A 16706-nucleotide genomic window follows, 5' to 3' on the forward strand; every position below is an offset into this window, starting at 1 on the left:
AAGACGTCGATGGAACCAGCACCAAAATCGCGTGACCAGAATTCAAAAAAAACGGGGCCCGAAGGCCCCGTTTTCCTGTCTGCCGTTGCGGGCGTCTTCAGCGTCGGGCGGGGGCCGGCGCGTTGACGCCGCGTTCGCGGAAATAGCGGAAGAACTCGCTGTCCGGCGAGAGCACGATCGTGGCGTTGGTGTCGCCGATGGCCCGGCGATACGCCTCGAGGCTGCGCCAGAAGGCGTAGAACTCCGCATTGGCATTGTAGGTACGCGCGTAGATGTCGGCGGCTTCCTTGTCGCCTTCGGCGCGCGTGACCGACGCCTGGCGCTGGGCTTCCGCCAGCAGCACCGTGCGCTCGCGGTCGGCTTCGGCGCGGATGCGCTGGGCCCCTTCCGCACCTTCGGCACGCGCCTGGCGCGCTTCGCGCTCGCGCTCGGTCTGCATGCGCGCGTAGATCGCGTTCGAGTTGTCGGGCGGCAGGTCGGCACGCATGATGCGCACATCCACCACTTCGATGCCGAAATTGCGCGTCTCGCCGACCACGCCCGCCGTGATCTGGCGCATGAGGTCCGAACGCCGGTCGGTGAGCAGTGCCTGCAACGGCACGCCGCCGAACGTGTTCTGCAGGTTCGACTGCACGGCATTGGCCAAGCGCTGGCGCATGCCGAACTCGTTGCGCGCGGTCGTGAAGAAGGCAAGCGGATCGACGATGCGGTAGCGCGCGAACACGTCCACCACCACGCGGTTCTGGTCGCCCAGCACGATTTCGCGCGGCGTGTCGTCGAAATCGAGCAAGCGCTTCTCGAAATAGAGCACGTTCTGGACGAAGGGCAGCTTGAACTGCAGGCCCGGATCCTTGACCACGCGCACGGGTGCGCCGAACTGCAGCACGAGCGCCTGTTTGTCCTGCGCCACCGTGAAGAAGGCGTTGATGGCCGCAAACAGCACCGCCACGAGGGCGACGGCTGCGACGATGAGACGGGTCTGGTTCATCGTGCGGCTCCTTGCGGGGTAGCGACCGAGGGCGTTTGGTTCGGCATGGCGCTCGTCGAGGGAGCCGTCGAAACGGGGGCCGCGGGGGCCGGACGGCGCAGCAAATCGCCGAGCGGCAGGATGGGCACCACGCTCTGGTTCTGGCCGGGGCCGCCATTCTGGTCGAGGATGACCTTCTGGTTGCCGCGCAGCACCTGCTCCATCATCTCGAGATAGAGACGCTGGCGCGTGACTTCGGGTGCGGATGCGTAGGCCGCGAGCAAGGCTTCGTAGCCAGCGATGTCGCCCTGGGCGCGGGCCACGACCTGCTGGCGGTAGCCTTCCGATTCCTGGATCAGGCGCTGGGCTTCGCCGCGTGCGCGCGGCACGATGTCGTTGCGGTAGGCTTCGGCTTCGTTGCGCGCCCGCTCGCGGTCCTGGTTGGCGCGCTGCACGTCGCGGAACGCGTCGATGACCTGGGCCGGCGGTTCGACCGCGCGGAACTGCACCTGCTCGATCGCAATGCCCGCATCGTAGAAATCGAGGATGCCCTGCATCGTCGTGCGGACGCGCGTTTCGACCGCGTTGCGGTTCGTGAAGATGGCGGTCGCCGTCGTCTGGCCCACCACTTCGCGCATGCCGGCCTCGGCCACGGCTTTGACCGAGGCTTCGGGCTGGGCAATGTTGAACAGGAACTTGGCGGCATCCTGGATGCGCCACTGCACGGTGAAGCGCACGTCCAAGATGTTCGCGTCGCCCGTCAGCATCAGGCTTTCATCCAGCATCGTGCGGTCGCGACGCGCCTCTTGCCCGTCGCGGAAGCCGATATTGAGCTGGTTGACCTGCAGAACGTTGGGCTGGATCACCGACTCGACCGGATACGGCACATGCCAATTGAGGCCCGGATAGGTGATGCGCTCCATCTCGCCGAAGCGCAGCACGACGCCGACATTGGCGGGCTCGACGCGGTAGAAGCCCGTGAGCAACCACATCGCCACAAGCGCGATGAAACCGATGGCAAGGCCGCGCCCTGCCCCCATGCCGCCCGGCAAAACTTCGCGCAGGCGCTGCTGGCCTTGGCGGATGATGTCCTCGAAATCCGGGCCTTTGCCGCCGCCGCCGAATGGACCCCCGCCGCCGCCGTTGTTGCCCCCCGGGCGTCCGCCCCAAGGGTTGTTCGGTTTTTGGCCGCTGCCCCACGGGCCGCCGCCACCACCTTGATTCCACGGCATTGTGCTGTTGTCCTTTTTCGACGTTGCGGCTCTGCCCGCTGTCGCCGTCGTCACGCTTGGACGGCGGCTGGGCAAGGCCTATATAAGCGGCAGGCTTGGCTGGGCCAAGCGCTGCTTTTTGGTGCCCCCGTTATTTGGGCGCGATTTACCCCGAATCAAGACAGGAATTCACGTGACCGCCGCAAAAGCCCCCTCGGAAGCCGAAATTTTGGCCGCCCTCAAGAAGATCCCCGACCCCGACCGGCGCCAGGACATCGTGGCTTTGGGCATGGTCCAGGGGCTGATCGTCAAAGACGGCCATGTCGCGTTTTCGCTCGAGGTCGATGCCAAGCGCGGCGGCGCGATGGAGCCGTTGCGCAAAGCGGCCGAAAAAGCCGTCGAAGCGCTGCCGGGCGTGCTCAGCGTGAGTGCCGTTCTGACCGCGCAAAAGCAAACAGCGGCGGCAGCTCCTGCCCGCCAGGCCGGTACGGGACCTGCGGGTGGGCCCAACGCGCCAGGCGGCAAACAATTGGTGCCGGGCGTGCGCGCGATCGTGGCCGTGGCCTCGGGCAAAGGCGGGGTCGGCAAATCGACGACCGCGACGAACTTGGCGCTGGCGCTGTCGCAGCAGGGGCTCAAAGTCGGCATGCTCGATGCCGACATTTACGGCCCTTCGCTGCCGCGCATGATGGGCATTGCCGGCAGGCCCAATTCGCCCGACGGCAAAACGCTGACGCCGATGACCAACTACGGCGTCAAGTGTATGTCCATGGGGTTCCTCGTTCCCGAAGACACGCCGATGATCTGGCGCGGGCCCATGGTGATGGGGGCGCTTGAGCAGATGCTGCGCGACGTGGCGTGGGGTACCCTCGACATTCTCGTCGTCGACATGCCGCCGGGCACGGGCGACGCGCAGCTCACGATGGCGCAGCGCGTGCCCTTGGCCGGGGCCGTGATCGTCTCGACGCCGCAGGACATTGCGTTGCTCGATGCGCGCAAGGGCCTCAACATGTTCCGCAAGGTCGACGTGCCCGTGCTCGGCATCGTCGAAAACATGAGCTACCACATTTGCTCGAATTGCGGCCATCGCGAGGAAATCTTCGGCCATGGCGGCGCGCATCGCGAGGCCGACAAGCTCGGTGTGGAGTTCTTGGGCGAAGTGCCCTTGCATATCGCGATCCGCGAAACGTCGGATGCGGGCCAACCCATCGTGGTGAGCCAGCCCGACAGCCCGCACAGTGCCGCCTATCGGGCCATCGCAAAACGCCTGTGGACAAAAGTCGAAGCAGGGTTCGCAAACCCGGCGGCATCGGGCCCGCGCATCGTGGTCGAATAATCCCCAGCCGAAGAATCGCTTGTTCGACGCGGCTGCTGCAGTTGGGTAAAATCCTCGAAACCGGTCGAGTCGATAGGGTTCGAGAGTCCATGGAAAAATTCGTCCCTCTGCGCGTGCTTGCGGGCCTTTGTTTGGCGCTAGCGGTTGCTTCTTGCGCAAACGAAGGCCCCAACCCGCGCGCAGCCAACATCGCTCCGCCGCCGCCGCCGCCCAATCCGCTGCAAGCGCAAGCGCCGCAACAAGCAGCACCCCAGCAGATGGTGCAGCCGCAGCAGATGATGCAGCAGCAGCAAATGCAGCAGCAACGCCCGCAGCAGCAGGCGCAAGCACAGCCGCGCAGCGCCGGGTCTGCGAGCGGCGGGTCTACGAGTAGCGGGCTCGCGATGGGCGGACATCTCGTATCGTACAAATCGATGGAAGCGGCCGAAGCGGGCTGGCAAGCCTTGGTGCGTCGGCAACCGGCGTTGCAGCAGCTGCGCCCCTATTTCGTGCCGGTGCTGGTGCGCGGCGAACCGTGGGTGCGCCTCGTGGCCGGCGATTTCCCCGACCGCGACGAGGTCAACCGCTTCTGCAACTGGGCGCGCGCCCAGCAGCTTTATTGCGCGCCGATGCCGCTCGCAGGGGCGAGCCTCGAAAACCCGTCATCCTTGACCGGTGGGGCATCCGGCGGCGGCGCACCGGCCGCTTCGCGCCAGCGCCAGCCGCGCCCGGCCGCACCGCCGCAATCGGGCCTCAACGATGCGTTGCCGGTCCCCGGCCCGGCGGCGGCCCCCACGCCGGTGGCACCGCCGGTTGCAGCGGCCCCTGCCTTGGTTGCACCGGCACCGAACGCCAACAACGTGCCGGCCCAGCCGCTTGCCCCGCCGCTGCCGCCGCGCCGCCAGCCCGGCAATCCGAGCCTGCCGCAGTAAAAGTTAAGCTGGCCGCCCGATTGTGGCCATCAGCTCGGTCCATTCGCGTTTGCTGAGGCCGCTGTCGGCTTGCGTTACGGTCTCGCCCGCCAGCATCCGCTTGATTACAGCCATACCCGGCCCCGAGACGGCCGTTCCGCCCATGCGATAATCCTGGAACGCTTCGAACGCGATCGGGCACCAGCGCTTGACGATGTCGAGGATCACGGCGGCGTAGACGCGGATCTCGTACTGCGCATGGTCGTCGGCGCGCAGGCTCAGGAAATGCAGAAGGTTGCTGAGATCGACCTTCCAGTACCATTGCGTGTAGTAGTTCGTCGGCAGCACCATGCGCGCCAACTCGCGCGCAAGGCCGGGCTGCTCGGAATTGGCTTTTTCGCCTTCGTTGAGCAAACGCTCGTAGACTTCGTAGGCCTCGTTCGACAGGCCTTCGATCGCGGCGAGCGTCTGCTCGGCCGCACTGCCTTCGAGCACTTCGCCGCGCCCCTGGCGGTTGCTCTGCGACTGGGCGGCGAGTTTGCCGGGCTCGGGCACGTAGAATTCGCGGTCGAGGATCGAATAGCGCGCCGAATATTCGTTCACATTGGCGGTGCGATGGCGGATCCATTGGCGCGCCACGAAGATCGGCAGCTTCACATGCAGCTTGATCTCGCACATCTCGAAGGGCGTGGAATGGCGATGGCGCAAGAGATAGCGGATGAGATTGCGGTCGTCGGAGATCTTTTTGGTGCCCGTGCCGTAGGACACGCGTGCTGCCTGCACGATCGCCGCATCGTCGCCGAAATAGTCGACCACGCGCACGAAGCCGTGGTCGAGCACCGGCAGGGCCTCGTAGAGGATTTCCTCGAGGGCGGGCACGGTCGGCCGGCGCGTCGGCGTCGACTGGGCGCGGGCGGCGGCGATTTCGGCAAGCTGTTCGGGCGAGAGCGAAGACTTCATCGGACGGCTTTCAGGGAAAAGGGCGGGAGCTGGCCCGAATCGACCGGGCGGGGCCAAATCCTACCGCCCCTTCCCCTGGCGAGGCAAAAACCCTATATTCGGCGGTGCCGGGCAACCGGCTATGACGATAAACGGCTTGCGTAATAGCCGATGCGGACCCGGGGGCAGTGCCCGGCGCCTCCACCATCTCCGGTCGCTTGTCGAGGCCGTAGGGGGGCGAACCAGGATCGACGCGCGGGTAAAGGCATGACTTTCGTTCGGCATGGTTCCGCCGTTATCGGGCCATTCAAGAGATGCCAACGACAACGTGGCTCTCGCTTCGGAAGCGCGTCTCGCGGCCTAACGGCCCCTTGATACGTAACCTGTAGCGCGGTTCGGGGGGGCACCGGGCAACAGAAGCCCCCCCACTTTTCCATTCATAGCTTGACTGAAATTCGCGCTATGCTGGAGCGAACTTGCGAGGATTGCCGTGGCCGACGCAGCGAACGACAAAATGCAGTACGACCGGATGATGGAGAACGCGCTGCGCAGCGTCGTGCGCGAAGCGCTTGGCGTTGCCGCGGCCGCAGGCCTGCCGGGCGAGCACCATTTCTACGTGACCTTCCGCACCGACTATCCGGGCGTCGAGATCCCGGCCCGGCTGCGCAGCCGCCATCCCGAAGAGATGACGATCGTGCTGCAGCATCAATTCTGGGGCCTCGAGGTGGACGCAAACGAGTTCCAAGTGACGCTGTCCTTCGACCGCGTGCACGAAACGCTGAAGATTCCGCTCGCTGCCATCACCGCCTTCGTCGATCCGTCGGTGCAGTTCGGGCTGCAGTTCCCGCATGTGGCGGCGAGTGTCGCCACGCTCAAAGCCGCACCCGCCAAGAAGGCGGAAGCCCCGCCCGCACAGCCGGCCGATGCCGACGCCCCGGCTACTGCCGAGGCACCGGCCGACGCGTCGGCGCGCGTCGTCACGCTCGACGCGTTCCGCAAAAAGTAACCTTCCCAGCAAAGAGATTCCGAGATGGCCGAATTCGTCTTCCGCGACATGCTCGAGACGGCGCATGCCCATGTGCCGTGGCGCAAACTCACCGCCGACTTCGTGTCGTCCGCCAAATTCGACGGGCGCGACATCCTGAAGGTCGAAGCGCAAGCCCTCACGCTGCTCGCGCGCGAGGCGTTCGTCGACATCGCGCACCTGCTGCGCCCCGGCCATTTGGCGCAGATGCGCGCGATCCTCGACGACCCCGAGGCGTCGGCCAACGACAAGTTCGTGGTCTACGACCTCCTCAAGAACGTCTGCATTTCGGCGGGCCGCGTGCTGCCGATGTGCCAAGACACCGGCAACGCGATCGTGATGGGCAAGAAGGGCCAGCAAGTCTGGACCGGCTACAACGACGCCGAGGCGATCGCGCGCGGCGTGTGGCGCAGCTACGGCGAAACCAATCTGCGCTATTCGATGGTGGCCCCGCTCGAGACCTTCAAAGAAGCCAATACCGGCGACAATCTGCCTGCCCAAATTGACATCTATTCGACGGAAGGCGAAGACTACGATTTCCTCTACGTCGCCAAGGGCGGCGGTTCGGCCAACAAGCAGTTCCTGTTCCAGGAAACGCCGTCGCGCCTGACCGAAGCCGGCATGCTCAAATTCCTCGACGAAAAGATCAAGACGCTGGGTACCGCCGCCTGCCCGCCCTACCACCTCGCGGTCGTGATCGGCGGTACGTCCGCCGAAATGACGATGAAGACGCTGAAGCTTGCGACGACGCGCTATCTCGACGATCTGCCCACACACGGCAACAAATACGGCCAGGCCTTCCGCGACCGCGAGCTTGAGGCGAAGATCCACAAGCTCACGCAAGCCAACGGGATCGGCGCGCAGTTCGGCGGCAAGTATTTCTGCCACGACGTGCGCGTGATCCGCCTGCCGCGCCATGGGGCGAGCCTGCCGGTCGCACTCGGCGTGTCGTGCTCGGCCGACCGCCAGGCGCTCGGCAAAATCACGCGCGAGGGCGTGTTCCTCGAGCAGCTCGAAACCGATCCCGCGAAGTACCTGCCCGACATCGACGTGTCGAAGCTTGCGGGCGATCCGGTCGCGATCGACCTCAATCAACCGATGGCGTCGATCCGCAACACATTGTCGAAATTCCCGGTGACGACGCGCGTGATGCTGACCGGCACCTTGATCGTCGCGCGCGATTTGGCCCACGCCAAGTTGCGCAGCGAGCTCGAAGCCGGAAAACCGCTGCCCGACTATTTCAAGAACCACCCGATCTACTATGCCGGCCCCGCGAAGACGCCGGCGGGCTACGCGTCGGGTGCTTTCGGGCCGACGACGGCGGGCCGCATGGACAGTTTCGTCGAGCAATTCATGGCGGCCGGCGGCAGCCATGTGATGCTGGCGAAAGGCAATCGCAGCCGTGCGGTCACGGATGCGTGCAAGAAGCACGGCGGCTTCTATCTGTGCTCGATCGGCGGCGAAGGTGCTTTGCTCGCCGAGAACTGCATCAAGAAGGTCGAGTGCATCGCGTATCCCGAGATGGGCATGGAAGCGATCTGGAAAATCGACGTCGTCGATTTCCCCGCCTTCATCGTGGTCGACGACAAAGGCAACGACTTCTTCGCCAAATGGATGGGGTGAAAACCGTCCCCTCCCCCGACGGCGCACTCGTGCTGTTTTCAGGCGGGCAGGATTCGGGCGTGTGCTTGGCCTGGGCGCTCGAGAATTTCGCGCGCGTCGAGACGGTCGGGTTCGATTACGGGCAGCGCCATCGCGTCGAACTCGAATGCCGACTCACGCTGCTTGAGAATCTGCGCGCACGCTTTCCCCATTGGGCTGCCAAGCTCGGACCCGACCATGTCGTCGACATGACGGGACTTGCGGCGATCTCGCAAACGTCGCTGACCAGCGAAGCCGCGTTCGCTTACGAAAAAAACGGCCTGCCCAACAGCTTCGTGCCGGGGCGCAATTTGCTGTTTTTCGCCTACGCGGCCGCCATCGCCTATCGGCGCGATTTGAAACGCCTCGTCGGCGGCATGTGCGAGACCGACTATTCGGGCTACCCCGATTGCCGCGACGATACGCTCAAAGCCCTGCAAGTCGCCTTGTCGCTAGGGCTCGACAAGCGGCTCGTGCTCGAAACGCCGCTGATGTGGATCGACAAAGCCGCGACCTGGGCGATGGCCGCGAAACTCGGCGGGGACGCGTTCGTCGATATTCTGCTCGAAGACAGCCACAGCTGCTATGCGGGCGAGCGCAACACGCGCCACGCATGGGGCTACGGCTGCGGCGTGTGCCCCGCGTGCGAACTGCGCAAGGCCGGTTTCGAGAAGTGGCGCGCCAGCGTCGGTTGAGCCGGGGCTAGTTGAGCCGGCGCGTCTCGCCCGATTGGTGGGGCGCACCCGGCACGTTGAGGCCCCATTCCATCGGCAATTCCCACTCCGCCGTGCGGGCGGCATCGCGCAGCAGCTTCATGAGGCCGAACAGCCCGTCGTCGGCGAGCGTCAAATCGAGACGCATGCGGTCCCAGGTGATCAGCGACAGAAGCGTCGAGCCGTCCGGGTTGCGCAGAATGTGAAAGGCCCACAGGAGATGCGCATCCGGGATCGGATTGCTCCCACCCTCGGCGGACGCCGCCGCAGCCGCTTTGGCAGCGGCCGGATCCTCGAACGGCTGGGAGAAATTGGCGGACGCGGTGGCGCGCGTCTCGGCCATCTCGAGCAGAAAGTCGCGCGCGACGGCGTTTTTGGTTTCGGCGAGCGACTTGTGGAGTTCGCCCGTCAACGCCGTCCAGAACAGCGACAGATAGCGCCGCGTGATCAGCAGACGATAGATGTCGGCCGCCCCCTCGGTGCGCAGCCGCAGCAGCAGCCGGTCTTCGAGCGACACATAGTCGATGGCAAATTGGCGGATCGCGCTCAGGCTCATGATGCGCTAGTTTGCGGCCGCAAGGGCGCAAACGCAATGGCCGATCCCGATCTCGATCTTCTGTTCGACGCGGAATTTCCGCCCGGCGAATTGCTGTTCGCCAATGCCGATTGGCACAACGCGATGGGACCGCTCGCAAATCGGCTGTGGTGCCTGCAGGATTGGAAGCCTGCCGCCGACCGGCTGTCGGCACGCAATCTGCGCCTCGGCACCCCCGAATCATCCGTCGCAACGGCGCTGGTGCGCCTCGGCCGGCAGCGCGCGCGCAATCTTTTCAACATTGCCCAGGCGCTCGCGTCCCTCGGCCCCGGCGGGCGTCTGCGCGTCGCAGGCCGCAACGAGATTGGGCCCGCACGCTACGCCAAGGACCTTGCCGCAATCGGCCTCGTCCCGATTGCCACAAGCAAAGGCAAAGCAAGGCGCCTCGATGCGACCGTGACGGGGCCGCTCGATCTCGCGGCGTGGGCGGGGGAAACCGCGGAGCGCCCGATCCTCGACGGGCGCTTCGTCTCCGCCCCCGGCATTTTCGCCTGGGACCGCATCGATGCGGGCTCGGCCGCCCTTGCGGCGTTGCTGCCGACCGACCTTGCGGGCCATGTCGCCGATCTCGGGGCGGGCTTCGGGTATCTTGCGGCAACGGCCTTGGCGCAGTCGCCCGCGATCGAGCGTCTCGACGCGTTCGAAGCCGATCGCCCGGCGGTCCGCTGTGCAGCTGCGAACCTGTCCGCGTTCGGGGCGCGGGCTCAGGCGAGGTGGCACGACGTGACCGCCGGGGTCGGCGCAGCACTTTACGACGCGGTGCTGACCAATCCGCCCTTCCACGAAGCGCACGGCGAAGATCGCAGCCTCGGCTTGCGCTTCATCGACGTGGCGGCGGATGCGCTCAAACCCGGCGGGCGACTCTATCTCGTCGCCAACCGGCATCTGCCCTACGAGCAGAAGCTCGACGCGCGCTTCAAGCGCGTCGTGCGACTGCACGAAGGCAACGGCTTCAAGGTCTACGCAGCCTGGGCGTGAACGAGGCCCGCCGTATTCGCAAACGCACCCGGCACGAGTTCGAGCCCAAGAAAGCGCTTGGCTTCGACCGGCCCCGGCAAGGCGAGCGTGCGCGTGTGGTCAGCCGTGAAGCCGAAGCGCCCGTAATAGGGCGCGTCGCCGACCAGGAACACGCGCCGATGGCCGAGGCGGCGGGCAAAAGCCAGCCCCTCCTCCACCAGGCGCGCACCGATGCCGCCCGTGCGGGCGTCCGCATCGACCGCAAGCGGACCCAGCATCAGCCCGTCCTGCGACCGACCGAAGCGCACGTGCCAGAAACGCACCGTGCCCACGAGTTTGCGCCGCGTGCGCGCAACAAGGCTCAAGCCGCGCACCGGCGCGCGGCCCGCGCGCAGGGCGTGGCAGGTCTTGCCGCGCCACGCACCCGCGAACGCCTGGTCGAGCATCCCCTCGACCGCCGGATCGTGCTCCGGCAGTTCGGCCGCGATCTCGATCATCGCCGCCTCAGATGCAGTAGCACTTCAACGGCTCGAAGCCGTTGAAGGCGACCGCCGAGTAGGTCGTGGTGTACGCACCCGTCGCACGGATCTCGAGACGGTCGCCCGCCACGAGATCGATCGGCAGACGGTAGTCGGCCTTTTCGTAGAGCACGTCGGCCGAATCGCAGGTGGGCCCTGCGAGGATCACGCGCTCGACCTTGCTGCCCTTCTTGGCGGACACGATCGGGTACTGGATCGCCTCGTCCATCGTTTCGGCCAAACCGCCGAACTTGCCGATATCGAGGAACACCCAACGCTTCGTGTCGGTCTTCGACTTGCGCGACACGAGCACCACTTCGGTGTCGATGGTACCGGCATTGCCGACCATCTGGCGGCCGGGCTCGACGATGATCTCGGGCACGCGGTTGCCGAAATGGCGCGCGAGGGCCGCGTGGATCGCAGCGCCGTAGCTGCCCATCGTCGGGATGTCCTTGCGGTACTTCGTGGGGAAGCCGCCGCCCATATTCAGCATGTTGAGCTGCACGCCTGCGTCTTCGCATTCGCGGAACAGCCAAGCGGCCTGCGCCACGGCCGCATCCCATGCGTTCGGGTCCTTCATCTGGGAGCCGACATGGAACGACACGCCGTGCGGCACGACGCCCTTCGACGCCGCCGCGATCAGCAGTTCGCGCGCCATCGCCGGATCGCAGCCGAACTTGCGCGACAAGGGCCAGTCCGCCCCTTCGCCCGAGGTGAGAATGCGGCAAAACACTTTCGCGCCCGGTGCGGCAACCGAAAGCTTCTCGAGTTCGGCTTCCGAGTCGAACGCGAACAGACGCACGCCGCGCGCATAGGCGGCCGCGATATCGGCCTGCTTCTTGATCGTGTTGCCGAACGAAATGCGGTCGGCCGCCACGCCCGAACGCAGCGCCATGTCGATCTCGTTGACCGACGCGGTGTCGAACGACGAGCCGAGCTTGGCAAGCGTGTCCAAGATCTCCGGTGCGGGGTTCGCTTTGACGGCGTAGTAGATGCCGGCCTGCGGGACCGCGTCCTTGAGCTTGCGGTAGTTGTCCGCGACGATGTCGAGGTCCACGACCACGTAGGGGGTCGGGCGTCGTTCGGCGAGGAAGTCGCGGATCTTTTTGCTGTTGGTCATCCCGAGATACTCCAGTTCTCCAGAGAATGCGTCAGGCGACGCGGAAGTTGGTGAATTGCCAGGCGTCGGACCGGTCGAGCGGTTCCGGGAACAGAAGTTCGCGGTCCTGCAAGGGCGTCCAGTCGGTGTAGGCGCCGACGACTTCGCCCAGATACGGGCGGCAGACTTCCATGCAGCGCGCATGGTCCATCTCGTCCGCTTCGACGAGGCCGGCCTTCGGATTTTCGAGCGCCCACACGATGCCCGCGAGGACCGCCACCGTGACCTGCAGCGAGGTCGCGTTGTTGTGCGGCACGAGCTTGCGGGCCTCGGCGATGGTGAGGCGCGAGCCGTACCAGTAGGCGCCCTTGGCGTGGCCCATCAGCAGCACGCCGAGCTCGTCCATGCCCGAAACGATTTCGTCCATCATCAGGCGCTTGGCGGGCTGCATGTGCCAGTTCTTGCCGGCCACTTCGTGCACCGACTTCACGGCGTCGTCGCACGGGTGGTAGGCGTAGTGAACGGTCGGCCGGTACGTGACGGCACCGTCTTTCTTGACCGTGTAGTAGTCGGCGATCGAGATCGCTTCGTTGTGCGTGACGAGGAAGCCGTGGAACGGCCCTTCGAGCGGCGTCCAGGTGCGCACGCGCGTGCTCGCACCCGGGCGCAGCAGATAGATCGCCGCGTCGCAGCCGAATTCGTGGCGGCGGCCGTCGGCGGGCAGCGCCTTTTCGTGGCTGCCCCAGCCGAGTTCGGCGGGCTGGCAGCCTTCGCCAACGAAACCGTCGATCGACCATGTGTTCACGAACTCGCCGACCTTCTTGGGGCGGTCGGCGACTTGCGTGTCGCGCTCGGCGATGTGCACGACCTTGACGCCGAGCTTGGCGGCAAGGCCGGCCCAGCCTTCGCGCGTGGCGGGGGCCGCCTGCGGCACGCCCGTGTCATTGGCGATGTTGAGCAGCGCTTCCTTGACGAGGTGCGAGACGAGGCCCGGATTGGCGCCGTGCGTGAGCACGGCCGTGGGGCCGCCCGCGTATTTCGTGCGCAGTGCGCGCGCGGATTCGCGCAGCGCGTAGTTCGAACGCTGCGAGGGCGTGAGCGACGGATCGGTGTAGCCGCCGGCCCAGGGCTCGATGCAGGTGTCGAGATAGAAAGCACCCTTTTCCTGTGCGAGCTCGATCAAAGCGACCGACGACACGTCGACCGACAGGTTCAACAGGAAATCGCCGGCGGCCAGGCGGGAGCCCACCACGGCGCGGTAGTTTTCGCGCGTGACGGCGATTTCGGCGAAGTCGATACCGTATTCGGCGGCCACTTCGCGGCCGCGCGGCTCGGCCGTCACGATCGCGATGTTTTTGGCCGGCATGTCGATGTGGCGCAGGATGAGCGGCAGCACGCCCTGGCCGATCGAGCCGAAGCCCAAGATCAGCAGACGCCCGCCATAGGCCACATGCTTTTTACCCAATGCTTCCATCAAAAGACGCTCCCGATGTCCTGCCGATTGTGCGAGCCTTGCGCAAAAGACAAAGACAAGTCCGGTCCAACGGGGCCGACCAAAGCGGCCAACGACGTCGAAATCCGGTTGTTCGAACGGAACGGAAAAAAGGCTTCCGCAGCGAAGTCGCTGCATCGGGCGCCGTCAGAACCCGAAAGCGGGCATGACGACGCTGGTCCCGATGCAGGCGATGCCGATAAAGCGCGGCACCGCCCCCGCGGCGGTTATCCTTTTATGGTCGGAAGGCGCAAAGCCCCGAACTCGGCCGCAACCATGTCACATCCCCTAAGGTTCACCGGCCCACTGTCGACCGGTTCGTACCGAAAAGGACGCGTCACCGTCGTTGCTTGACCTCGAGCGCTTGGTGGTCGAGAGGCGTGAGAGCTCTTCGCGAGCTCGCCGCCCTACCTCTTAGCGCTTGCCTCGTGGGCCTGGGGCACGTGCGATTGGCGTCTGAGGGGGTAAATATCACAAATGCCCGCGCGCGCAATAGGAAATTGGCCCCGCGCGCAATTTTTTTCGCGGCGGCGGCTCAAGCGCTGCACACGGCCGCACGCTTTATTTGTATTTGGCACTCGCTGCACGCAAGGCCGCGAGCAGTTCGGATTCGATCTGCCCGCCGAAGCCGGTGATGCGCTGGGCGAGCACCACGTAGAGCGCGTCGATATGGTGGCCGACGATGACGGCGTTCCAGGCACTCGGCGTCTTGATCTGCAGCACGTAGTCGTGCAGCGATTTGGCGATCTGCGTCAGCAGCGGAAACCGGAAGGTGCCGCCGAGACCCTTGATGTCGATCGCGTCGTTGCCCACGCGCGCCAGCATGTCGCGCGTCAGGACTTCGCCCTCGGGCAGAGCCGCCAGATCCTCGCGCAGCTTGCGCAAGGTGGCACCGATGTCGCGCACGAATTTCTCGGAACTCTTCTCGACGACGTTCTGCAGCTTCTGCGTTTCGCCTGCCGACAGCACGACGCCGAATCCGGTCTTGAAATTGACCGCGCGTTTGCGCAAGTCGCCCGACGGCTGGATGATCTGGACTTTCGGACCGGCCACGCAACGCTCCCCAAAAACGGCGCATCGACGCGATGCGAAGCTGCAATCCTACCGGGGCGTCGCGTTCGGGTCCACACCGCGCCGGTCGGGCCCGTTGAAGGGCTGCTGGCGGCGGCGGCGCTCGGGCCCGAAATAGGTGGGCGCGTTCACGTAAGGGCGCGGGAAGGCGATGATCGCGGCGAGGCGCTTGTAGAGCGAGTCGACCGTATAGGGCTTGGCCACGAACTCGTTGGCGCCGTGGTCGCGCGCCTCGATCACAAACGGCTCTTCCGAGCGCGCCGTCAGCACGATGACCGGCAAGAGCCGGTCGCGCGAGGCGGGGTCTTTGCGGATATAGTCGAGCATGTCGATGCCCGAAAGCGGCGTGAGATCTCGCTCGGTGATCACGATGTCGATGCCGCCTTCCTTGATCACGGCCATCGCCTTGTCGTAGTCGGTCGCCCGGCGCACGTAGTTCGCACCCAGCATCGCCAGAATGTCGTTCAGCATCTGCAGGGCGAGACCGTTCGGATCGACGATCAAAAAACGCACTTTGCTGAAATCGATTTTTTCGGCCATCGCTTCGCGTTTCTTCGGACAGTTTCTGACGTTCTATTTACGGCGGCAGCCCGCAGCATACAAGCAACATACAAAACCAGCGGCAAAGCGATGCGCCGCACGGCAGCAAAACTTGAAAAACCGCCCGCCCGGGCGCCTAATCGAGAACCAATCTCAGGCACCGGCGGAACGGAGTAGGACTTGGAAAAGACAGGCAAAACCACGCGCACCGAACGCGACACGCTGGGGCCGGTCGAAGTTCCGAGCGACCGCTATTGGGGGGCGGCAACCCAGCGCAGCCTGACCTTTTTCACGATCGGCGACGAGCGCATGCCGACGGCCCTCATCCGCGCCTTCGGCGTGCAGAAGAAGGCGGCCGCCCTTGCCAACGCCAAGCTCGGGACGCTGGCGCCCGCCCTGCTCGAGCCGATCCTTGCGGCGTGCGATGCGGTCATCGACGGCAGCCTCGACGCGCATTTTCCGCTGTCGGTCTGGCAGACGGGGTCGGGCACCCAGACCAACATGAACGTCAACGAAGTGATCGCCAACCGCGCCAACGAGATTTTGGGCGCGGCCTTGGGTGCCAAATCGCCCGTGCACCCGAACGACCATGTCAATCGCGGCCAGTCGTCGAACGATTCGTTTCCGACCGCGATGCACATTGCCGCGGTCGCGGAAATCCACGACACGCTGATGCCGGGGCTCGATCGGCTGCACAACGTGCTGCTCGCCAAAGCAACCGAAATGGCGGGCACGGTCAAACTCGGCCGCACGCATCTGCAGGATGCCGTACCGATGACCTTGGGCCAGGAGATCGGGGCGTGGGCGCGCCAGGTCGAATCGGCGCTTGCACGCCTCGAGCAGATGCTGCCGCGCCTCTATCGCGTGGCGCAGGGCGGGACGGCCGTCGGCACCGGGCTCAACACGCATCGCGACTTCGCAAGCCTGTTTGCGCGCGAATTGACGGGCCTCTCGGGCCTGCCTTTTGCGTCGGCCGACGACAAGTTCGAGGCGATGGCCGCCCACGATGCGCTCGTCGAATGTTCGGGCGTGCTGAACACGATTGCCGTTGGCCTTCACAAAATCGCCAACGATGTGCGCCTGCTGGCCTCGGGCCCACGTGCGGGACTCGGCGAATTGCGGCTGCCCGAAAACGAGCCCGGCTCGTCGATAATGCCGGGCAAAACCAATCCGACCCAGGCCGAAGCCCTGACGATGGTGTGTGCCCAAGTTTTCGGCAATCACACGACTGTCACATTTGCGGGTGCCTCCGGGCATCTCCAGCTCAACGTGTACAAGCCCGTAATCATCCTCAATGTGCTGCAGTCGATCCGCTTGCTGGGCGACGCGGCGGCAAGCTTCGCCGACCATTGCATTGCCGGACTTGGCGCAAATGCCCAGCAATTAGCGCAAAATATCGAGCGGGCCTTGATGCTGGTCACGGCGCTCAATCCGCATATCGGCTACGACGCCGCTGCCAAGATCGCACGCTATGCCGATGCGCAGGGAATTACCCCCAAGGACGCGGCAATTGCGTTGGGGCTCGTTTCGAAGGAGGATTTCGAACGTTGGGTGCAGCCCCTCGATATGCTTGGTCCAAACGACAATTAACGTGCTATGGTTTTCAGTCGGTCGTGTTTGGTTTACGGGGGAACGACCGGCATCGGAATTTCGAAGGGGACTTCGAGAAGCTTGGGGGCTGCGGCCTCATTGGGGTAAAATCGGGGGAGTGGG

General features: G+C 65.2%; 16 protein-coding genes and 1 other RNA gene. 8 read left to right on the forward strand and 9 right to left on the reverse strand.

Features of this window, described 5'->3' with window-relative positions:
* Positions 1–97: 97 nt before the first annotated feature.
* A complete protein-coding gene (gene hflC, locus O9320_17185) occupies positions 98–988 on the reverse strand; it encodes a protease modulator HflC (protein ID MCZ8312582.1) in 891 nt (296 codons plus the stop codon).
* The gene (hflK, locus tag O9320_17190; protein ID MCZ8312583.1) at positions 985–2199 is read right to left on the reverse strand and encodes an FtsH protease activity modulator HflK; all 1215 of its coding nucleotides are present in this window, start codon (positions 2197–2199) and stop codon (positions 985–987) included. The genes hflC and hflK overlap by 4 nt, the downstream gene beginning before the upstream one ends.
* A gap of 172 nt (positions 2200–2371) precedes the next feature.
* Here hflK and apbC point away from each other — a divergent pair, with 172 nt between their 5' ends.
* Positions 2372–3514, forward strand: coding sequence for an iron-sulfur cluster carrier protein ApbC (gene apbC, locus O9320_17195; GenBank protein ID MCZ8312584.1), 1143 nt, complete (start codon positions 2372–2374; stop codon positions 3512–3514).
* A gap of 89 nt (positions 3515–3603) precedes the next feature.
* Positions 3604–4425: an SPOR domain-containing protein gene (locus tag O9320_17200; protein ID MCZ8312585.1), complete on the forward strand. Its 822-nt coding sequence runs from the start codon at positions 3604–3606 to the stop codon at positions 4423–4425.
* A 3-nt stretch (positions 4426–4428) separates the two neighbouring features.
* Here the strand turns inward: O9320_17200 and thyX are convergent, their stop codons facing one another.
* Complete coding sequence (thyX, locus tag O9320_17205) at positions 4429–5364, reverse strand: FAD-dependent thymidylate synthase (GenBank protein ID MCZ8312586.1); 936 nt, start codon at positions 5362–5364, stop codon at positions 4429–4431.
* A gap of 66 nt (positions 5365–5430) precedes the next feature.
* On the opposite strand from thyX, the gene ssrA reads away from it, so the two are divergent.
* From ssrA to queC, 4 genes are all read left to right on the forward strand, one after another.
* Positions 5431–5773: a transfer-messenger RNA gene (ssrA, locus tag O9320_17210) on the forward strand.
* An 84-nt stretch (positions 5774–5857) separates the two neighbouring features.
* Positions 5858–6349 carry a ClpXP protease specificity-enhancing factor SspB gene (locus O9320_17215; GenBank protein ID MCZ8312587.1) on the forward strand — a complete coding sequence of 164 codons (492 nt, stop codon included), beginning with the start codon at positions 5858–5860 and terminating at the stop codon, positions 6347–6349.
* 24 nt (positions 6350–6373) lie between these two features.
* On the forward strand, positions 6374–7990 hold the full coding sequence (locus O9320_17220; protein MCZ8312588.1) for a fumarate hydratase: 1617 nt from the start codon (positions 6374–6376) through the stop codon (positions 7988–7990).
* On the forward strand, positions 7987–8703 hold the full coding sequence (gene queC, locus O9320_17225) for a 7-cyano-7-deazaguanine synthase QueC (protein ID MCZ8312589.1): 717 nt from the start codon (positions 7987–7989) through the stop codon (positions 8701–8703). The genes O9320_17220 and queC overlap by 4 nt, the downstream gene beginning before the upstream one ends.
* Positions 8704–8710: 7 nt before the next feature.
* On the opposite strand, the gene O9320_17230 is transcribed toward queC, so the two are convergent.
* Complete coding sequence (locus tag O9320_17230) at positions 8711–9277, reverse strand: hypothetical protein (GenBank protein MCZ8312590.1); 567 nt, start codon at positions 9275–9277, stop codon at positions 8711–8713.
* 36 nt (positions 9278–9313) lie between these two features.
* On the opposite strand from O9320_17230, the gene O9320_17235 reads away from it, so the two are divergent.
* Positions 9314–10294: a methyltransferase gene (locus O9320_17235; protein MCZ8312591.1), complete on the forward strand. Its 981-nt coding sequence runs from the start codon at positions 9314–9316 to the stop codon at positions 10292–10294.
* Here the strand turns inward: O9320_17235 and O9320_17240 are convergent.
* The 5 genes from O9320_17240 to O9320_17260 form a co-directional block, all read right to left on the reverse strand.
* Positions 10276–10770, reverse strand: coding sequence for an N-acetyltransferase (locus O9320_17240; GenBank protein ID MCZ8312592.1), 495 nt, complete (start codon positions 10768–10770; stop codon positions 10276–10278). The two genes, O9320_17235 and O9320_17240, sit on opposite strands and share 19 nt — an antisense overlap.
* A gap of 7 nt (positions 10771–10777) precedes the next feature.
* The gene (locus tag O9320_17245) at positions 10778–11911 is read right to left on the reverse strand and encodes a type III PLP-dependent enzyme (protein ID MCZ8312593.1); all 1134 of its coding nucleotides are present in this window, start codon (positions 11909–11911) and stop codon (positions 10778–10780) included.
* A 31-nt stretch (positions 11912–11942) separates the two neighbouring features.
* Complete coding sequence (locus O9320_17250; GenBank protein ID MCZ8312594.1) at positions 11943–13364, reverse strand: saccharopine dehydrogenase NADP-binding domain-containing protein; 1422 nt, start codon at positions 13362–13364, stop codon at positions 11943–11945.
* Positions 13365–13943: 579 nt separating this feature from the next.
* Positions 13944–14435: a transcriptional regulator gene (locus O9320_17255; GenBank protein MCZ8312595.1), complete on the reverse strand. Its 492-nt coding sequence runs from the start codon at positions 14433–14435 to the stop codon at positions 13944–13946.
* 48 nt (positions 14436–14483) lie between these two features.
* On the reverse strand, positions 14484–14993 hold the full coding sequence (locus O9320_17260; GenBank protein ID MCZ8312596.1) for a response regulator: 510 nt from the start codon (positions 14991–14993) through the stop codon (positions 14484–14486).
* Positions 14994–15173: 180 nt separating this feature from the next.
* Between O9320_17260 and fumC the strand changes: the two genes are divergently transcribed.
* Positions 15174–16583, forward strand: a complete 1410-nt coding sequence (gene fumC, locus O9320_17265; protein MCZ8312597.1) for a class II fumarate hydratase — start codon at positions 15174–15176, stop codon at positions 16581–16583.
* The last annotated feature ends 123 nt before the right edge of the window (positions 16584–16706 follow it).

The organism is Magnetospirillum sp. (genome assembly GCA_027532905.1).
Taxonomy (GTDB): Bacteria; Pseudomonadota; Alphaproteobacteria; order CACIAM-22H2; family CACIAM-22H2; genus Tagaea.